At 43.0% G+C, this 16622-nt stretch carries 22 protein-coding genes and 1 tRNA gene; all 23 read right to left on the bottom strand.

Translation table 11 applies throughout. The features are described from left to right. Window positions 1-50: 50 nt before the first annotated feature. Window positions 51-1028 (bottom strand): polyprenyl synthetase family protein, encoded by a 978-nt coding sequence (locus tag L6I86_RS05540; protein WP_236285402.1) that lies wholly within the window; start codon window positions 1026-1028, stop codon window positions 51-53. Next, window positions 1025-1888: a menaquinone biosynthetic enzyme MqnA/MqnD family protein gene (locus tag L6I86_RS05545; protein WP_236285404.1), complete on the bottom strand. Its 864-nt coding sequence runs from the start codon at window positions 1886-1888 to the stop codon at window positions 1025-1027. Before L6I86_RS05545 ends, L6I86_RS05540 begins: the two co-directional genes overlap by 4 nt. Then, window positions 1869-2483, bottom strand: a complete 615-nt coding sequence (locus L6I86_RS05550) for a UbiX family flavin prenyltransferase (RefSeq protein WP_236285406.1) — start codon at window positions 2481-2483, stop codon at window positions 1869-1871. The genes L6I86_RS05545 and L6I86_RS05550 overlap by 20 nt, the downstream gene beginning before the upstream one ends. After that, a complete protein-coding gene (locus L6I86_RS05555) occupies window positions 2480-3355 on the bottom strand; it encodes a UbiA-like polyprenyltransferase (RefSeq protein ID WP_056614378.1) in 876 nt (291 codons plus the stop codon). Before L6I86_RS05555 ends, L6I86_RS05550 begins: the two co-directional genes overlap by 4 nt. A 7-nt stretch (window positions 3356-3362) precedes the next feature. Next, window positions 3363-4118, bottom strand: coding sequence for a demethylmenaquinone methyltransferase (locus tag L6I86_RS05560; RefSeq protein ID WP_236285408.1), 756 nt, complete (start codon window positions 4116-4118; stop codon window positions 3363-3365). Window positions 4119-4131: 13 nt separating this feature from the next. Then, the gene (locus L6I86_RS05565) at window positions 4132-4998 is read right to left on the bottom strand and encodes a heptaprenyl diphosphate synthase component 1 (protein ID WP_236285410.1); all 867 of its coding nucleotides are present in this window, start codon (window positions 4996-4998) and stop codon (window positions 4132-4134) included. 99 nt (window positions 4999-5097) lie between these two features. Continuing rightward, window positions 5098-5631: a hypothetical protein gene (locus L6I86_RS05570; protein ID WP_236285413.1), complete on the bottom strand. Its 534-nt coding sequence runs from the start codon at window positions 5629-5631 to the stop codon at window positions 5098-5100. Window positions 5632-5849: 218 nt separating this feature from the next. Beyond that, window positions 5850-6098, bottom strand: a complete 249-nt coding sequence (gene mtrB / locus L6I86_RS05575) for a trp RNA-binding attenuation protein MtrB (protein WP_056614396.1) — start codon at window positions 6096-6098, stop codon at window positions 5850-5852. A 76-nt stretch (window positions 6099-6174) separates the two neighbouring features. Next, entirely contained in the window at window positions 6175-7104 is a 930-nt protein-coding gene (locus L6I86_RS05580; protein WP_236285416.1) for a phosphatase PAP2 family protein, read from the bottom strand. Between the two features lie 105 nt (window positions 7105-7209). After that, window positions 7210-7283, bottom strand: a tRNA-Pro gene (locus L6I86_RS05585). A gap of 161 nt (window positions 7284-7444) precedes the next feature. Continuing rightward, complete coding sequence (locus tag L6I86_RS05590; protein ID WP_056614405.1) at window positions 7445-7717, bottom strand: HU family DNA-binding protein; 273 nt, start codon at window positions 7715-7717, stop codon at window positions 7445-7447. A gap of 247 nt (window positions 7718-7964) precedes the next feature. Then, entirely contained in the window at window positions 7965-9443 is a 1479-nt protein-coding gene (gene spoIVA / locus L6I86_RS05595) for a stage IV sporulation protein A (RefSeq protein ID WP_056614411.1), read from the bottom strand. 249 nt (window positions 9444-9692) lie between these two features. Beyond that, entirely contained in the window at window positions 9693-10436 is a 744-nt protein-coding gene (locus L6I86_RS05600; RefSeq protein ID WP_236285417.1) for a hypothetical protein, read from the bottom strand. A gap of 21 nt (window positions 10437-10457) precedes the next feature. Further along, on the bottom strand, window positions 10458-10805 hold the full coding sequence (locus L6I86_RS05605; protein WP_236285419.1) for a 2Fe-2S iron-sulfur cluster-binding protein: 348 nt from the start codon (window positions 10803-10805) through the stop codon (window positions 10458-10460). Between the two features lie 5 nt (window positions 10806-10810). Then, window positions 10811-11398, bottom strand: coding sequence for a nucleotidyltransferase domain-containing protein (locus tag L6I86_RS05610; RefSeq protein ID WP_236285421.1), 588 nt, complete (start codon window positions 11396-11398; stop codon window positions 10811-10813). Between the two features lie 30 nt (window positions 11399-11428). Further along, window positions 11429-11722, bottom strand: a complete 294-nt coding sequence (locus tag L6I86_RS05615; protein ID WP_236285423.1) for a 2Fe-2S iron-sulfur cluster-binding protein — start codon at window positions 11720-11722, stop codon at window positions 11429-11431. A gap of 21 nt (window positions 11723-11743) precedes the next feature. After that, a complete protein-coding gene (locus tag L6I86_RS05620) occupies window positions 11744-11923 on the bottom strand; it encodes a DUF2768 family protein (RefSeq protein WP_056614420.1) in 180 nt (59 codons plus the stop codon). 99 nt (window positions 11924-12022) lie between these two features. Continuing rightward, complete coding sequence (locus L6I86_RS05625; RefSeq protein WP_057312634.1) at window positions 12023-12289, bottom strand: stage VI sporulation protein F; 267 nt, start codon at window positions 12287-12289, stop codon at window positions 12023-12025. A gap of 112 nt (window positions 12290-12401) precedes the next feature. Then, the gene (locus L6I86_RS05630) at window positions 12402-13427 is read right to left on the bottom strand and encodes an NAD(P)H-dependent glycerol-3-phosphate dehydrogenase (RefSeq protein ID WP_236285425.1); all 1026 of its coding nucleotides are present in this window, start codon (window positions 13425-13427) and stop codon (window positions 12402-12404) included. Window positions 13428-13458: 31 nt separating this feature from the next. Beyond that, entirely contained in the window at window positions 13459-14052 is a 594-nt protein-coding gene (gene plsY, locus L6I86_RS05635) for a glycerol-3-phosphate 1-O-acyltransferase PlsY (protein ID WP_236285427.1), read from the bottom strand. A gap of 13 nt (window positions 14053-14065) precedes the next feature. Then, complete coding sequence (der, locus tag L6I86_RS05640) at window positions 14066-15391, bottom strand: ribosome biogenesis GTPase Der (RefSeq protein ID WP_068670360.1); 1326 nt, start codon at window positions 15389-15391, stop codon at window positions 14066-14068. A 129-nt stretch (window positions 15392-15520) separates the two neighbouring features. Then, the gene (locus L6I86_RS05645) at window positions 15521-15700 is read right to left on the bottom strand and encodes a capping complex subunit for YIEGIA (RefSeq protein ID WP_236285429.1); all 180 of its coding nucleotides are present in this window, start codon (window positions 15698-15700) and stop codon (window positions 15521-15523) included. Between the two features lie 7 nt (window positions 15701-15707). Next, window positions 15708-16619, bottom strand: coding sequence for a YIEGIA family protein (locus L6I86_RS05650; RefSeq protein ID WP_236285431.1), 912 nt, complete (start codon window positions 16617-16619; stop codon window positions 15708-15710). Window positions 16620-16622: the final 3 nt, after the last annotated feature.

Below are 16622 nucleotides of genomic sequence, written 5' to 3' on the forward strand. Positions count from 1 at the left end.
CAGAAAACTGACTTCGTAAGCATTGGCTTACGTTTTCGTCAGAAAACTGGTTAATACGATCGATTCCCGATAAAATGAGCGATTTCGATGAGATCTTTCTTCGCTTGGATATCCGGCAATGTGTCTAATGACGAAATCGCCTTATCGATATATACCTGGGAAAGTCGATCGGCTTCCTTAATGCCAGCACTGCCTCGAATCATTTCTAAGAATCGACTTATATCCGTTTGTCCATCCAGTTTATGTATTCGATCAAGTTCTGTCAATATCATTGGCTTTAAAGCTGGATCTTGCAGGGTCAAGATCACCGGCAACGTAATATTCCCTTGCTTGACGTCACTTCCAGGTGGTTTCCCGATCTGCTTTTCTGTGCCTGTTAAATCCAGAATATCATCCCTAATTTGGAAGGCCATACCTACATTATACCCAAAATTATACAACTTAGTGCTTAACCAGTCAGGAGCGCCTGAAGCCATCGCACCCAATTGGCAAGAAATTGCTATTAATAACGCAGTTTTGCGTCGAATGCGAAGTAAATAGTCACGTATGGTTTGCTCGGAATGAAAGAAAAAACGAATTTGCTCCATTTCTCCAATGGACATTTCAACAATTGCTTTTGACATGATCTGGTGAATTCTCGGATCCGGAATCTGAGTAATCACACCTAGCGCTCTTGCAAAAATATAATCTCCTGTAAACATCGCAATGCGATTATCCCATTTGGAGCGAACCGTCAATTGACCACGTCGTGTGTTCGCATCGTCAATAACATCATCATGCACAAGAGAAGCCATGTGAATAAGCTCTAATGGAACTGCTACGTTTTTCATCGTTTGGAGTTCATAATGACCAAATTCACCAGAAAGAAGGACGAAAACGGGTCTAATCCGTTTTCCTCCCGCTTTAAGTAGGTGGATCGAAGTTTCTCTTAGCAAAGAGTGATCGTTATTCACACTCTCTTCCAGCTCTTTCTCTATCGCTGAAATATCTCTTCTTTTCCTTGCATATATATCCAACAAATTTTTCATTCGGTCACCCGTGCCACTTTAGTTTCTTCCCAAATGCCAATCTGAACTGGCTTCGGTAAGAAACCAAGTTCGAAACAGTACTGATAGTACGAATGAAGTCCATCCCACTGCTCAGCCGCGAAATCATAACACAAAGTATGAAAATAATGATGCCAATAGTCGGAAGTGCCGCCAACAGTAGCTTGTGCCTCTTCAATCATATACTTTGGCTCCCGATGAGCCTTTTCCTTACTTGCCTTAAATGCTTCAAAAATAGTAGTTACAAGCTCTGGATAGGCACGAATCGTTTCTTTACGGATTGCCCAGACAGCGAACGTCATCCATTTCCCCGTCCATTTGGCCCATTCTTGACCGAGGTCCGTAATCATGTACTTTTGATTCCGCCAGCTTTCCTTAATGGCGTCATCCCCAATGAGAAGTGCAGCATCTGCTCCCTCCATCATTTGGTCTAGATTTGGCTTCGCATAGTCATACGTCGGTTTACCATTATAAAATTTTTCTAGAATAATTTTAAGTAAATTTACAGATGTCGCAGACGTCGTAGGCAGAATGATTTTCCCGTTCACGATTTCTCGTAATGGTTTGTCATGGAAAAGAAGAATCGAGTTGACTTCGCCATAGGAGCTAACGGATAGATCCGGGAAAAGCATATAATCCTCAAAAAATTGACCGTATGAAAAAGAAGAAATGGGTCCCATATCAATTTGGCCTTCAGCCATAGCTTTATTAAGAGATGTGGGTACCTGTTCAATAATATCGACTTCTGAACTATTCATCAGCTCAGGGAAATAATAATAGATCGGCCACACGTTGGTATAGTTGATTCGACCTATTCGGATTTTAGGGTCTAGGTTGCTCATCAATATCTCCCCATCTACGGTACAAGGAATGATCAATCTCCATGCTATCCATCACTTTACCTACCAAAAAGTCAACCATCTCATCGATTGAGCGCGGACGATTATAGAAGGCTGGCATAGCCGGTATCATTCGCACACCCATTCTTGTTAGGGTAAGCATATTTTCTAAATGTATAGCATGCAAAGGTGTTTCCCTTGGCACCAGAATTAATTTTCTTCCTTCTTTTAGCATGACGTCCGCGGTACGCTCAAGCAAGTTATCGGACGAACCATGTGCAATGCCAGATAATGTTCCCATCGAGCACGGAATCACAACCATCCCTTTGGTTCGAAAAGAACCACTTGCCACGGTTGCACCAATATTCGCAACGGGATGATATTCAAACGAACCTGCTCGTCCACCGAAGTGCTTCTCAAGTACCTCTTGACGTCTTGTTGCACTCCAGTCATGTTCATCCTGCAGCACACGCCAGCCTGCATCTGTAATAATAAGATGCACATCTAAACCAAGATCCAACAATACTTCGCATAATCGTACGCCGTAGATGGCTCCACTCGCACCCGAAATTCCAATAACCCAGTTTCCGCTACTCATGAGTGCTTACTCACAAGGACATCAAGCAATGTGAAAGTAAACATGACTAAACTCAATACGCCATTCATTGTGAAGAAAGCCGTGTTTAATTTGGACAAATCCTGCGGAGTAACGAGCCTATGTTCTTTAAACAACAATATATAAGCAATAACTAGTCCCACCAAATACAACCAACTCAGATGCGTGATGAAAAATAAGGAGACTAAACCGATTGCGGTTAAGACATGCAGTACTCGTGCTGTTAGTAGTGCTGCTTTAATGCCAAATCGACTTGGCAATGAGTGCAACCCTTCTTTGCGATCAAACTCGGCATCCTGGCAAGCATAAATGAGATCGAAACCAGCACTCCAGCAAGCAACCGTAAGGAAAAAGATGATTGATGACCATGTGAATTGACCTGTAACCGCAATCCAACCGCCCAGCGGAGCAAGCCCCAACGTCAAGCCCAGTACGAAATGACATGTCCAAGTAAACCTTTTGGTATAGGAATAAATCACAAGAAAGAACACTGCAATAGGTAGAAGCTTCATGGACAATGCACTTAAGTGATAGGTTGCCCAAAAAAGAACAGCAAATGAGATGATGATATAGAGAATAACTTGCGGTATTGAAATGAGCCCAGCAGGAATTGCTCGATTCTCAGTTCTTGGATTACGTTTGTCAATGGCTTGGTCAATTACACGATTCAATGCCATCGCGGCAGTGCGTGCCCCCACCATTGCTAAGGTGATCCAACCGATCTGTGCCCAGCTAGGCAAGTGTCCCTGCCATACAACGGAACCGAGAATAGCCCCCATGAAGGCAAATGGCAAAGCAAACACACTGTGTTCGAATTTAATCATTTCTAGAAAAATCTTTAATTTAGTAAACATATGTGAATTACACTCCTGATTTCTTATTACCTTTTGTCCCTACATGTAGCGCCGCCACACCACCAAAGAGTGGATGGGCCTGTACGTGATCTAAACCATTCTTCGAGAAGATGGCCGCGAGTTGCTTATGATCTGGAAACGAAATTAATGATTCCGGTAACCACTTATATTGTTCATATTTCTTAACAATCAATTTGCCGAGGAACGGCATGATATGACGGAAATATACATAATAGATAGACTTAAATGGCTGCCATGTTGGCTTGGATAGCTCTAAAGACACAACTAGCCCTCCGGGCTTAACGACACGTTGCATTTCTCGAATGACTTGTTCAAGATCGGGAACATTACGCAAGGCAAACCCGATTGTAGCAAAGTCAAACGTATTGTCGTCAAACGGAAGACTCATCGCATTTCCTTGAATTAGCTCGACCTGCTGATCTAAGTGCTGTTGTTTTATTTTCTCGGCACCGATATCCAACATATTTTGGCTAAAATCCAATCCAACCATTTTCCCTGTTCTACTAGCATGAGCAAGACTAATGGTCCAGTCACAAGTTCCACAACATAAATCGATTGCTGTAGCCCCAGGCTGTACATTCATCTTCTTCATTGCAAATTTACGCCATGCTTTGTGACGATTAAAACTAATGATATTATTCATCAAGTCATATTTAGGTGCGATGCTTTCAAAAACACCATGTACAAATTCTTCTTTACTTTTCGCTTTTTTATTTTCACTATTCGTATTGCTTACACTCATTCCCCAGGTCCCCTTAAATTTCTTCTAACACTTTAGGATGCTCCCCAGCAAATCGTAAAAAGGGCTCTCCCATGTGAAAGAGTTCACTTTGTAGCTTATCCGATTCAAGCTTCTTTACAAAGTCCTGCAATTGCTTCATTTGAGTGTTCAGCAATTGATACAACTGTGAAGATATATTGTATTTATGCAGAAGTGTACGAACCTTCGTTGTATCAACCTCTTCACCTTGTAATTGCTTCCGCTCTTCACGTGTTCCGTTCTGGCTAATATGCCAATAACCCCAACTGTCCCTGAACTTAGAAATGGTTTCAATCCGGAAAATTTCTGTGAACAACAGTTCACATCTCACAAAGCCTCTCAGAATTTCAGGCCATGCTTGTTTATTCGCACCATACATAACTTCTGAAAAAGACAAAAAAAGCTGAGATTTAATTTCCACCGTGAGGTGAATGTAATCTTCTGCCGTCATTTTCAGCTGTTTCATTTTCGTGTAGCTGCTCATCTTTAACCGATTGACTTCACAGATCGCGTTCGAAAGTTGCTTAATCATATCGATCTGCCCTGTTTTAGCTAGTAGATGATAAAATCTCGCACTAAAGTAATCTCCAGCAAGCACTTTTAACTGCCTCGATCTTGATGCCTTCTTCTCCTTGACTTCATTGGACACTGTCACAAGATCATGAGTATCGAGTCCTAGCTGTACAAGTGCTGTTGCTAAAGTAAATAATTCACTTAATGAGCTTAGTTTGTTATTTTCATTCAAGAATGCAAACAACAGACGTGTGCGCAACTCGGGAAAATCGGGCAAGTCTGTGTGAATTTGGATCATATCATACTGTGTGTACTGTTTAGCGATCTCAGGGATCCGATAAGAATTCATGCAAAAGCCTCCGTAACCGTATGCCAAATATCATTTAATGAAACTAGATGTCTCAATCCAAATTATTATAGCATAACACGTTAATAGAAGCACAATAAATTATAGTGGATACTTTTGTTGCCATTTGGAGGTATACGTGATGCGAAATCGGTTCTGAAGCTCTTGCTCCAATTGAATTAAACTAAGCTCTGACGGCTTCTTCTCCATATCTTCGCCAAATTCACGTTGAGCAACCATAGCCAAGACAAGCTGAGTTGAGGTTGTATCGGCCGAGCCGGAATAATCAATAATGCGTACCCACACCTGATCAACATTTTTGGTTTTAACTAGCATGGTCTGTGCAATTGTATACAAATCACGATATACCGCAATCGTCTCCGCATTTTTGGGTAAGCTTAAATCAAGTGACAACCGCGACGAACTCAGTTCTACTTTCCGTATACGAAGCTGCAGTGGAATTTGAACAAGCAGATCTGCCAAGTTATTTTCGGTGAGCTGTCCCCCTCGATTATTGGACCACGTGTAGGCAGACCCTAAGCCTGAAGAAAGATCCAGCTTTGGTAACATGGATAGACTAATCGCAACAACAACCGAAATCCCTAGTGTGATCACAATACGCATTGACCATTTCACAATCAACACCCCCTAAGCATATGCAGGAGCCAAATAACCGACAGGTTATCCAAATAAACAAGTCCTATACACCATTGTACATAGAAAAAAAGCAGGCTATGCCTGCTTTTCTCAAAATATATGTATTCAATTCTTCCACACGATAACTTGGATGTATTTCTTGACAAACACTTCGACCGTCCAAGATGGACGTTGTAGCCGTTTATTGGGATAATCTCTTACTCTTCTGTATCGATCGTACCAAACTTGGTCATAATTAAAGCTTTGCCTCTTACTTTAACCGCGGATGTATGTTCAGTAAACTGAGCAATCATAACCTCACCCTTGTCTAGCTTCTCTGTATGATGAAAACGTGTGTCTTGTCCACGTGTTAACCCAATCACATGAACACCATTATCTTTCGCTTTAATTACGAAATACTCGTTACCGTTCGAGTTTGACTGATCTGATTTATTCGATTGTTCCATATCCATCCTCCGTTCTTCCCTAACCTTCATACCTTACCTAATGATGCCAAAAAAAGTAACCGGAAGTCAACATGCACTAGATAGTTAATTCAGATGGCGCTGATGTAGTTGCGCGTTTTCGATAAAATCGTATGAACTTCGCTGGCAAAGCATGCGTAGATCCTAAGCGAATAAGAAGATCCGTCAATTTAACGGTTCCATAAGCGAATAACATGCCTGCGATCACATCGATCACCCAATGTATTTGTAGATACAGCGTCGAAAATATTATAGCCGAACAATACGTGACCATCATGTATTTGAAGATGCGATCCTTCTCCCGAAGTGCAAGCAGCAGCATTGCAAACGAAATGGACGTATGCATACTAGGAAAGCAATTCATAACTGCTACTAATAAGGAGTTTTCATCCGCAAAAACACGATGAAGTAAATCGGGCTGCTTATTTACATACCATACTTCATGAAGCAGAATCAAATTATAAAAAGGCAAGATAAGCGGAAATTGCAGCATATGCCCTGAAAGCGCGTAAGACAACATTTTTTTGATGCTACGCGTCCAGAAGCTGCGAACAATACAGATCCAAAGTGAAAGCACAAAACCATAGTTGTACACCCAAACCATTGCTCTATCCAAAAATGGTGTTGAGATCCACCTTGCCCATCCCCCCGAATTCAACGGGATTGCGTTCATATAGCTATCCCAGCGCCAGGGGTGGCGATTATTTTCAAACATCCAGTTTGCAATTTTCCACCAAAATCCATTGCCTGTCCCATAAAAATAATAAAAAACACCTAATAGGGGAATACCGAATAGAAAAAAGCGTTTCCAATCTACATCGATCTGATCCTTCCGCACGCCTAATAAACAGATACACAGTAATACCCAACATTCTGTACTCCAGTTGCCCACCGTACCAATTCGCCAAATCAAGAAAATAGAGGCAATTATTCCGAACATTGTCCAATCCAGTGACCTTATCAGCCCATTCAACTTCAATTTAGTCAACCCTGTACCCCCTACGTAATCCAAGAGATTCAATCCTATGAATGTTAATTTGCTTCGTTTCTTGGCATTAGAAAAAGACATCGAACACCGATGTCTCTGTCATAATCGGAGTAACACGATTCGAACGTGCGACCTCACCCACCCCAAGGGTGCGCGCTACCAGGCTGCGCCATACCCCGTCACGTTTACAGCCAAAAATAACGCATTCACTTTTGTTAGTATAGTAGGAGAATTTCAAATTGTAAAGCCATTTTCAGGCAAAACAAATAAAGCCGTTACCCGCATTTAGCGGCCACGGCTTTATAATTATGTAACGTTCAATCCTATGTATAAATACAAATTATTGAATGCCATCTTTAAGTGCTTTACCAGGTTTGAAAGCTGGGATTTTGCTTGCTGGGATATCAATTTCTCCACCAGTCTGTGGATTGCGTCCTTTACGAGCAGAACGTTCACGAACTTCGAAGTTACCAAATCCAACCAATTGCACTTTATCTCCACCTTGCAATGCTTCAGAAATTGCATCAAAAACAGCATCTACTGCTTTCGTTGCGTCTTTCTTGGAAAGCTCAGATGTTTCCGCAACTTTGTTGATCAATTCAGATTTATTCATGCCATTCACCTCCCCCCAAAATTTCTCACTACCGTTACTTCCTGTTTTCACCGTTTTCCTAGAAATTATACATAAACTTCTGAAAAATCGTTGATTTTCTAAGCAAAATGAACTTTGAAAGCAGACGAATAAATTCATAGTAATACACTCAGGGAGCAATTTCAAGTATCTATTTCCATTTTATGTGGGTCTTTCCGCTAATAAACGACAAAAAACACCCTTTCGAGTGTTTTTTGTCCACATTTTCTTACAATATGATGGCGATTAAGCCTCCAGATCCTTCGTTAATAATACGTCCAAGCGTTTCTTGAAGTTTGTATCTCGCATTGTCTGGCATTTGGGCAAGTTTGCCTTGTATGCCTTCTCGCACAATCGAATGCAGTGATCTTCCGAAAATATCGGACTCCCAAATCTTGAGCGGATTATCCTCAAAATCCTGCATGAGATAACGTACAAGCTCTTCACTTTGCTTTTCAGTTCCGATGATCGGTGAGAACTCGGATTCTACATCCACTCGAATCATATGAATCGAAGGCGCAGTTGCTCTTAGACGTACGCCGAATCTGGAGCCTTGACGGATTAACTCAGGCTCATCTAACGCCATCTCAGCAAGTGTAGGAGGCGCTATCCCATACCCGGTTGTTTTGACCATCTCAAGAGCCTCAGCAAATTGATCATATTCCCTCTTCGCATGTGTGAAGTCCTGCATAAGCTGGAGAAGATGATCCTTTCCGCGAATCTCAACACCAACGACCTCGACGAGAATACGATCATAGAGTTCATCAGGTGCAAAGAGATCAATCTCTGCCACACCCTGCCCCATATTCAGCCCTGCTAATGCAGCCTTATCGATAAACTCATATTCAGCAAATTGACTGACAACACGATCAACATCGCGTAAGCGTCTGATATCCTGTACCGTATCGCGAACGGAAGCTTCGAACTGTGTCCGCAGCCAATGATTCTCATCTAGGACCATAACCCAGCTAGGCAAGTTCACATTCACTTCATGAACTGGGAACTCATACAAGACTTCACGAAGCACGGAGACCATTTCTTCTTCTCCAGCGCTAGCTACACTCATTGTTACAACTGGAACATCATAGCGGCTTTGCAGCTCGCTGCGCAGCTCAAGTGCTGGCTCACTGTTTGGCTTCTGAGAGTTTATGATCACAATGAACGGCTTCCCGACCTCTTTGAGTTCATTAATAACTCTTTCCTCTGCCAATACATAGGAAGACCGCGGGATATCCGAGATCGTGCCATCTGTCGTAACCACAACACCCAATGTGGAGTGCTCTTGAATGACTTTCCGTGTTCCGATCTCAGCCGCTTCTTGAAAAGGAATCGGCTCATCGAACCATGGTGTATTGATCATCCGAGGTCCGTTCTCGTCTTCATAGCCTTTGGCGCCATCGACTGCATACCCGACACAATCAACAAGGCGGACATTGACGTTCAGTCCTTCTGCCACAGAAATTTGAACCGCCGTATTCGGTACGAATTTCGGCTCCGTTGTCATAATCGTGCGGCCAGCAGCGCTCTGCGGGAGTTCATCGGTAGCCCGGATCCTATCCGCTTCGCTTTGAATGTTCGGCAGCACTACAGATTCCACAAAACGCTTTATAAAGGTTGATTTCCCTGTCCGGACTGCTCCGACAACCCCCAGGTAAATGTCCCCTCCCGTTCGTTCTGCAATGTCCTTAAAGATATCCACTTTCTCCAAGAGAATCCCTCCTACAGTTTGGTCGTCAACTGACGCTAGTGACGGTAACAATTGACTACTCGTACATTCATTTGGACTAGTAAAAATATATGTACTTTCGATAGAAATATGATAGATGCGTTTCAACTTTTTTTCGCTCATATTTTATGAAGCACATACGGCTTTCGAAAGAATATATGATCAGTCCTTTGCGCTTATTCTATAAAGACAAAAAAACCTCTTACACATGGGTAAGAGGTTAGCTCATTTTCAATTCTGTGGCATAGGTTGATTATCTTTCCAGGCATAGGAAACGCTCCGAATCGGCACAAAATAGGATTTATCTACAAGAATCTGCCTCAAATCTTGATCCGGTTTCAAGGAATTCTCTAAAGCATTATTCTTAATGAACGTGTTGATATCCATTGCATAATCAATGGCTACTTCTCCCGTTTGCTTGTTTAAAATGTACGTAATGGCATTTTTTCGATTATACACAGATTTAATATCCGGTTCTTTCATCCCTATCAATTTGAAATCTACATAGGCAAAAGCATCATTAATGGCAACCCCTTGTGGCATATTACCACCATGTTTCGCTATGTAATCATTCACTTTCTTCTGCACATCTTCCACACTTTGATAGGCGGACAGATCCATTAGCTTCACGGTAGGCTTCGTTTCGACATCTACGAGTACATAGATGAAGACACCTCCGCTTTCAAATGCGTTCGCGGGCACTGCACTGAGCAGATTCGTTTTTTTTAGTTTTGGAAAATCAATTACATACTTCTCATAGAGTGGTGTTGTCATCTCACTATTTTTAATGGGAAGTACACCTGTTTTCTCATGATAGGTATCAACAGCTTGCCCCACCACGGTAATAAATTCCGCAGGATTAATCTGATTCTCTTTCCGTAGTTCTTGTGGATACGCGCAGCCTGTAAGCAAAATAACCAAGATGAGTGCCAGAAGCAAGCTTCTACCTTGGGTTCGTTGTCGTTTTACTTTCACTATTCAACCATCCTATCTTGTCTAAATGAAATCGTCATCCTCCGCTTGCCTAGCTAGCTGTGCTCGAATTGCAGCCTTTAAAGGATCCTCCGGAATGTTAACTTCCACATCACCTATTACTCGCGCTTGGCATGCAAGACGAACCCCCTCATCTACTAGGGAGCCAAGCTTCAACCGTTCATTCGTATTCAGAGGGGCTAGACCACTTTGGTCGCCTACCTTTACTTTACACATTAAACAAGCGGCCTTTGCTCCGCAACGCGTTCTTATATGAACTTTGGCTTTATTACCAGCGTCCAACAGAGTTGTGCCTGGTCTTACTTTAATTTTTTTATTATCTGGCCAAAAATGAACATCAAACACACTCATCATCGTCACCGGTTCCAATCTAGCAATTCGTTCAGTTTCACTTGAAATTCATGACCCCACTGATTACGGTTCATCAAATCACTTAAAGCCTGCATATGTTTGTCAGGATGTTCTTGCATCGTTCTGAGAATCGGTTCATAGCGATCGGGCCGATTTCGCAGGACATTAAAGAGAAATTCATGCGCTAACGGCATAACTGGCACTTTCCACTCCTCAATGGAGGCAGAATTGTAATAGTTTTCAAACAAGTAATTGACTTCAACTTGATACAAGGATCCAAGCGCCTTTACTTTAAAATCACCAACAACCTCAATGGCATGTCCATCAATCCGATAATGACTCAGCATCGAAGCATATATTGGTGTTTCACTAAATTCTGGGTTATCAATCGCGTAAGTCTGCAGCAACTTATGTACCGTGTGAACATCCTTCAGATCGATGTAAATATCCAAATCTCTGGGAGTTCTTCCAATATCGACGTTATGCAGGAGTAAGCCACAGCTTCCGCCAATCAGCCATTGAACGTTATGGGCTTGCTGTAACCGAGTATGAATAGTCGAAATCGACGGGAGTAGTGGCTCCAGCAGTTTCATCATGCCCACACCTTTCAGGCAGTATTTTTTTTAAAAATAAGGCTTGTGCGTAACGGAAATCGTTCCTACTTCTTTTACTACGCATTGACAGGCTAGACGATAGCCTTGTGCAAGCTCCTCTGGCTCTAGTCGATCCTCTTCCGCTTCGGAAGCCTCTGCGAGCAGCTCACGACCTTCTGCAACGTAACAGCGGCATCTCGCGCAGGTTCCTCGCGTACACGAGAATCCCCAATCCACATTTGCCTTCAAAGCATGGTCCAGAATGGTTAATCCCGTCTCGGGCGTTAGTTTTATCTGCGTTTTGCGTGTTTTCAGTTCTAACATGATGATTTCCCCTCCGGTTGGTTAAAACAACGAAGATAACATAAAAAGTAAGATAGGAATAAACATTAAAAAAGCAATAAAAGACAGCACACCGCGCCATACGCCAGATGTTCTTGTACGTGCATACGAGATCAAAAATGACGCAACAACCATCAGTCCCATGGCCACGAATGAGGCCCACATTTTGTCTAAAGGTGACATATGATAAACTCCTTATGTAAAAATCGTGAAAATGAAACACATGTAAGTATAGCACAGAATGAGAAAAAAGCATAAAGGGGATGAACCCCTTCATGCTTCTTATTTCTTACCCATCATCATACTCATCAATTGCTGCATATTATTGGTATCAAGTTTACTGCTTTTAACGGCTTGAACGATATCATTAATCGTTTCTTCAGACACTTTGACATTCACTAATCCAGAAACCTGTTTAATGAGAGCTCTTAATTGAACTTCACTCTGCATGGTAGAAGGTTTTACTCCACTTGCAATTTTTTCGATATCTTTTGCTGTAACGGATTTGCCCGTCTTCTTCTTGACCACACTTAATACGTCCTTCGACATATCTTTATTCGCCAATTGTGCCGCCTCCTGTACCCTAAGCTAATGAGAAATCCTGATAGGGTATAGTATGAGTGCGGAGAAGAACTGGTGTAGGCTATCTCCAACCTTTTGTTCACCTTGTCATCGGTAATTCTTCCATTTCGTGTGTACGCACACGTCCCATTAGATCACCGGCTGCAAGTTGTGGAGATTTCCCTTCAAATAAAACGTTATGTAATTCATTCGTAATCGGCATGGTGACCTCATAGCGTTGCGCCAGGTCATAGGCTGCTTTCGTCGTTTTCACGCCTTCAACAACCATTCCCATCTCTTTGAGCACATCATCTAATAGAATCCCTTTGGCCAATTTGTTGCCTGCTCGCCAGTTTCTACTATGTTTACTTGTACAGGTAGCGATCAAATCACCAATTCCAGCTAATCCAGCAAAGGTAAGAGGGTTAGCCCCCATTGCAGTACCAAGTCGTGTGATTTCCGCGAGCCCTCGAGTAACAAGTGCCGCCTTCGCATTATCACCGAAATCTAAACCATCGGTTAGCCCTGCCCCAAGTCCAATGATATTTTTCAGCGCGCCACCTACCTCAACACCTGTTACATCCGGATTCGTATACACACGGAAATATCGTGTAATAAGCAGGTCTTGAGCAGCCTCAGCGGCTTCTAGATCCTCTGCAGCGACAACGACAGTTGTCGGCATTTTGCAAATGACTTCTTCTGCATGACTCGGTCCCGAAAGGACCACGAATCGCTTAGGATCCATCTCGGGGAGCTCGTCCGCGAGCACCTCTGTCATTCGCTTAAGTGTCCCTGTTTCAAAACCCTTGGTCGCATGAATAATAAGTGTATCTTTCTTCAAAAATGGACGAATTCGTGAAGCAACCTCACGCATGCCTGAAGATGGAACGACCATAATAATCGCATCCGCATCTTGTACAGCTTCTTGCAAAGAATGTGTCGCTATGATCGAAGGAGATAGCGATATGTCTTTGAGAAAACGGCTATTCGTGTGCTTTTCATTAATTTCTACCACTTGTTCTTCGTTACGAGACCATAGAAGGACTTCTTTCCCATTATCCGCCAATACCGAGGCGAGTGCCGTCCCCCAACTTCCAGCTACAAGGACCGATACTTTATGTGTCACGGTTTCCCCTCCTACGCGTAGTTGTTTTTCGTTAGGCTCTTTTCTGGCCCAGCTTGTTTTCTTTACCTTGAATAAGTTTCACGATATTTGTTCGGTGACGTAAGAAGGCAAAAGCACAAAGCAAAATGCTTATCCACAAAACAGGCAACGGCCGGTCCATCCCCCAAATTAGAAAAGGTAAGAGTGCTGTAAGAATAAGGGAGCCGAGCGATACGAATCGTGTGATAGCGATGATGGCGATGGCTGTTAAGCCTGCAATCAAGGTAGGGACAAAACAAAGTGTCGCCATGACTCCAATGGTGGTCGCAATGCCTTTACCACCGCGGAAGCCGAAAAACACTGGCCAATTATGCCCTACAATGGCTGCTAACCCACACAAAACAGAAATCCAGATATCATCAGCAGCCCAGACCCCCAGTAAGACGGCTACGACGCCTTTCAAGGCATCCAACAGCAGGACGAGGATTGCTGGCCCCTTCCCCAGAACGCGGAGTGTATTCGTTGCCCCCGCGTTCCCACTGCCGTGCTTACGGATATCAATTCCCTTGAACCATTTTCCGAATAAATAACTAAAGCTGATGGATCCTAGTAAATAGCCCACTACAATTGTTATTATCGAAAGCAATGTACAACATCTCCTATTCTTTGTCCGAAGTTTTTCTACGGCTCAAGATGCGAATGGGCGTTCCTTCAAAGCCGAATGCAGCACGGATTTTGTTATCCAAATAACGTTCGTATGAGAAATGCATAAGCTCTGGCTCATTCACGAAGAGTACGAACACAGGCGGCTTAACGGCTACTTGCGTCACATAGTTAATGCGCAGACGCTTCCCTTTGTCCGTTGGCGGCGGGTTGTAAGCAACCGCATCGGAAACAACATCATTCAGGAGATGCGTTTGTACACGCAAGGCATGATTCTCAGCCACTTGTACGATAACAGGCAGCAGTTTATGAAGTCGCTGTGTTGTTTTCGCAGATACAAACACAATTGGTGCATAACTCAAGAACAAGAAATGATCGCGAATCGTCGTCGTGAAATGTTGCATCGTCTTATCATCTTTCTCAACGATATCCCATTTATTTACGACAATGACAATCGCTTTTCCTGCTTCATGCGCATAGCCTGCGATATGTTTGTCTTGATCAATAATACCTTCTTGTCCGTCGATAACAACAAGCACCACATCTGCTCGTTCAATAGCTTTCATTGCCCGCATAACGCTGTATTTCTCAGTGTTCTCATAAACTTTGCCACGTTTTCGCATACCAGCTGTATCAATGATAACGAACTTCTGTCCATCACGTTCAAAAGGTGTATCGATCGCATCACGTGTTGTACCTGCAACGTCGCTCACAATGACTCGCTCTTCACCAAGAATCGCATTTGTCATTGACGATTTCCCGACATTTGGACGACCAATCAATGCGAATTTAACAACTTCTTCGCCATACTCGTCATCCGTTTTGTCAGGGAATAAGTTACATACGACCTCAAGAAGATCGCCAATCCCAATTCCGTGCGAACCCGAAATCCCTACAGGATCGCCGAAACCAAGGGAATAGAATTCATAGATATCATCTTGACGTGCCAAATTATCTACTTTATTTACTGCCAAGACAACTGGCTTCTTGGAACGGAATAGTAGCTGCGCTACTTCCTCATCCGATGGGGTTACGCCCGCCTTCGCGTCAACCATGAACACGATGACATCCGCTTCTTCAATAGCAAGCTCAGCTTGAACACGAACAGATTTCAGAATTACGTCTTCGCCGTCAATTTCAATACCGCCTGTATCAATGACACTAAACGATGTATTAAGCCATTCACCAACACCATATAAACGATCTCGTGTGACACCTGGTTTATCTTCTACGATCGCCATACGATCGCCTACGATTCGATTAAAAATGGTGGATTTCCCGACATTAGGTCGGCCTACAATTGCAAGTACGGGTCTAGCCAATTTACATCTCTCCTTCGGATTCCATGATCATACATGGAAAATTACGCAACTTACATCATAACAAAAAAGAGGCGCCTTGGCTAATCTCTTTTGAGACTTCGATTAAATATGCGCCTTTTCACCGGATAATCAGGAATGTTTCACCAGAATCATCGTACCATTTTTCAGATCATGGGCATTCGCGTCTAACATTTTCTCTAAAGAGAATGCGGTTCTCTGCATCTCGTCTTCACCTTCAACCACAAAGATTGGAGCACCGCCAGCAATACGGTCTTTCGACAATGTCACGATCGCGAGAATTTGCGACATAAGGGCTTTACCCCTCCTTCTTTTTATTTACACCAGCTTCAGAAGGCATGCGCACAGCACTTTCAAGAACAGGTACACGATGAAGGGCAGTGTATGTTTTCTCTTTGTCATTTTCCTGCAAAAGTAAGAGTAAACCGATCGTCCCTGAGTCTAGGTCCAATTTAGCCATAGGCCGCAAGGAAGGCTCGCCCTCATCACGATACACGCCGAACAAAGTGGACATATCATACATAATGGCTTGCCGCTGTCCAACATGAGAAATCGTTACACGGGCATTACGATTTTTCGGCTTAATTAGAAAGCCTTGACCATATTTCATTATTTTTTCACGCGAATCCCTAAGCCCTACGTTCATGATATAAATAGAACCTACCGAAACATCAGGCCCATCTATATGAATATCAACGGGTTCAATATCAGCGATGTCCCCTAATTTGCTGCCCGATTTAAAGAAATTTGCAAGCCAGATTGAGATTAAGCCAGCAACTATCCCCCAGTACCAAGCTCCTAATATACTAAAAAAGGAAGCCAAAAAAGCTGTCATAATGACCAAATAATTACGGCCTTCGAAAACCATCGCAATTCCTTCGATGTAGGCGGCTCCACGGGGGACAAGTTCTAACTCATCCACTTTCGTTAAACTCTGTCTTTCCATATTGCGCACATCTCTAAATTGTTGTGCCGCTAAGGAAAGAAACGTGACTGCCGTGTAGTTTTTCTCCAACAATGCTGGAACAGCAACCGCTCCAAGACCTGCAGCGATCACACCGAGCGAGACATGAATGATTTTGCCATGCGGATACGTTGGATACTGCCGATAATCCGTTCGCAGCATATTAATTCGCGACAAAATGCCAAAAATAACACCAATGACAATCCCAATGGTATACCGATGCGTATGTAACCAAGCTATATCCATTGC

It is taken from the genome of Paenibacillus allorhizoplanae (genome assembly GCF_927798215.1).
GTDB lineage: Bacteria > Bacillota > Bacilli > Paenibacillales > NBRC-103111 > Paenibacillus_E > Paenibacillus_E allorhizoplanae.

What these genes read in the sequence shown, in the direction of transcription:
- L6I86_RS05550 (WP_236285406.1), bottom strand. Translation starts at nt 2,483, where the DNA reads ATGAGTAGCGGAAACTGGGTTATTGGAATTTCGGGTGCGAGTGGAGCC.
- L6I86_RS05645 (WP_236285429.1), bottom strand. Translation starts at nt 15,700, where the DNA reads ATGTCGCAAATTCTCGCGATCGTGACATTGTCGAAAGACCGTATTGCT.
- L6I86_RS05650 (WP_236285431.1), bottom strand. Translation starts at nt 16,619, where the DNA reads ATGGATATAGCTTGGTTACATACGCATCGGTATACCATTGGGATTGTC.
- L6I86_RS05625 (WP_057312634.1), bottom strand. Translation starts at nt 12,289, where the DNA reads ATGTCGAAGGACGTATTAAGTGTGGTCAAGAAGAAGACGGGCAAATCC.
- L6I86_RS05545 (WP_236285404.1), bottom strand. Translation starts at nt 1,888, where the DNA reads ATGAGCAACCTAGACCCTAAAATCCGAATAGGTCGAATCAACTATACC.
- L6I86_RS05555 (WP_056614378.1), bottom strand. Translation starts at nt 3,355, where the DNA reads ATGTTTACTAAATTAAAGATTTTTCTAGAAATGATTAAATTCGAACAC.
- L6I86_RS05560 (WP_236285408.1), bottom strand. Translation starts at nt 4,118, where the DNA reads ATGAGTGTAAGCAATACGAATAGTGAAAATAAAAAAGCGAAAAGTAAA.
- L6I86_RS05540 (WP_236285402.1), bottom strand. Translation starts at nt 1,028, where the DNA reads ATGAAAAATTTGTTGGATATATATGCAAGGAAAAGAAGAGATATTTCA.
- L6I86_RS05620 (WP_056614420.1), bottom strand. Translation starts at nt 11,923, where the DNA reads ATGTCACCTTTAGACAAAATGTGGGCCTCATTCGTGGCCATGGGACTG.
- mtrB (WP_056614396.1), bottom strand. Translation starts at nt 6,098, where the DNA reads ATGGAACAATCGAATAAATCAGATCAGTCAAACTCGAACGGTAACGAG.
- L6I86_RS05605 (WP_236285419.1), bottom strand. Translation starts at nt 10,805, where the DNA reads ATGAGTGTGTTTGATGTTCATTTTTGGCCAGATAATAAAAAAATTAAA.
- L6I86_RS05565 (WP_236285410.1), bottom strand. Translation starts at nt 4,998, where the DNA reads ATGAATTCTTATCGGATCCCTGAGATCGCTAAACAGTACACACAGTAT.
- L6I86_RS05590 (WP_056614405.1), bottom strand. Translation starts at nt 7,717, where the DNA reads ATGAATAAATCTGAATTGATCAACAAAGTTGCGGAAACATCTGAGCTT.
- L6I86_RS05610 (WP_236285421.1), bottom strand. Translation starts at nt 11,398, where the DNA reads ATGAAACTGCTGGAGCCACTACTCCCGTCGATTTCGACTATTCATACT.
- L6I86_RS05615 (WP_236285423.1), bottom strand. Translation starts at nt 11,722, where the DNA reads ATGTTAGAACTGAAAACACGCAAAACGCAGATAAAACTAACGCCCGAG.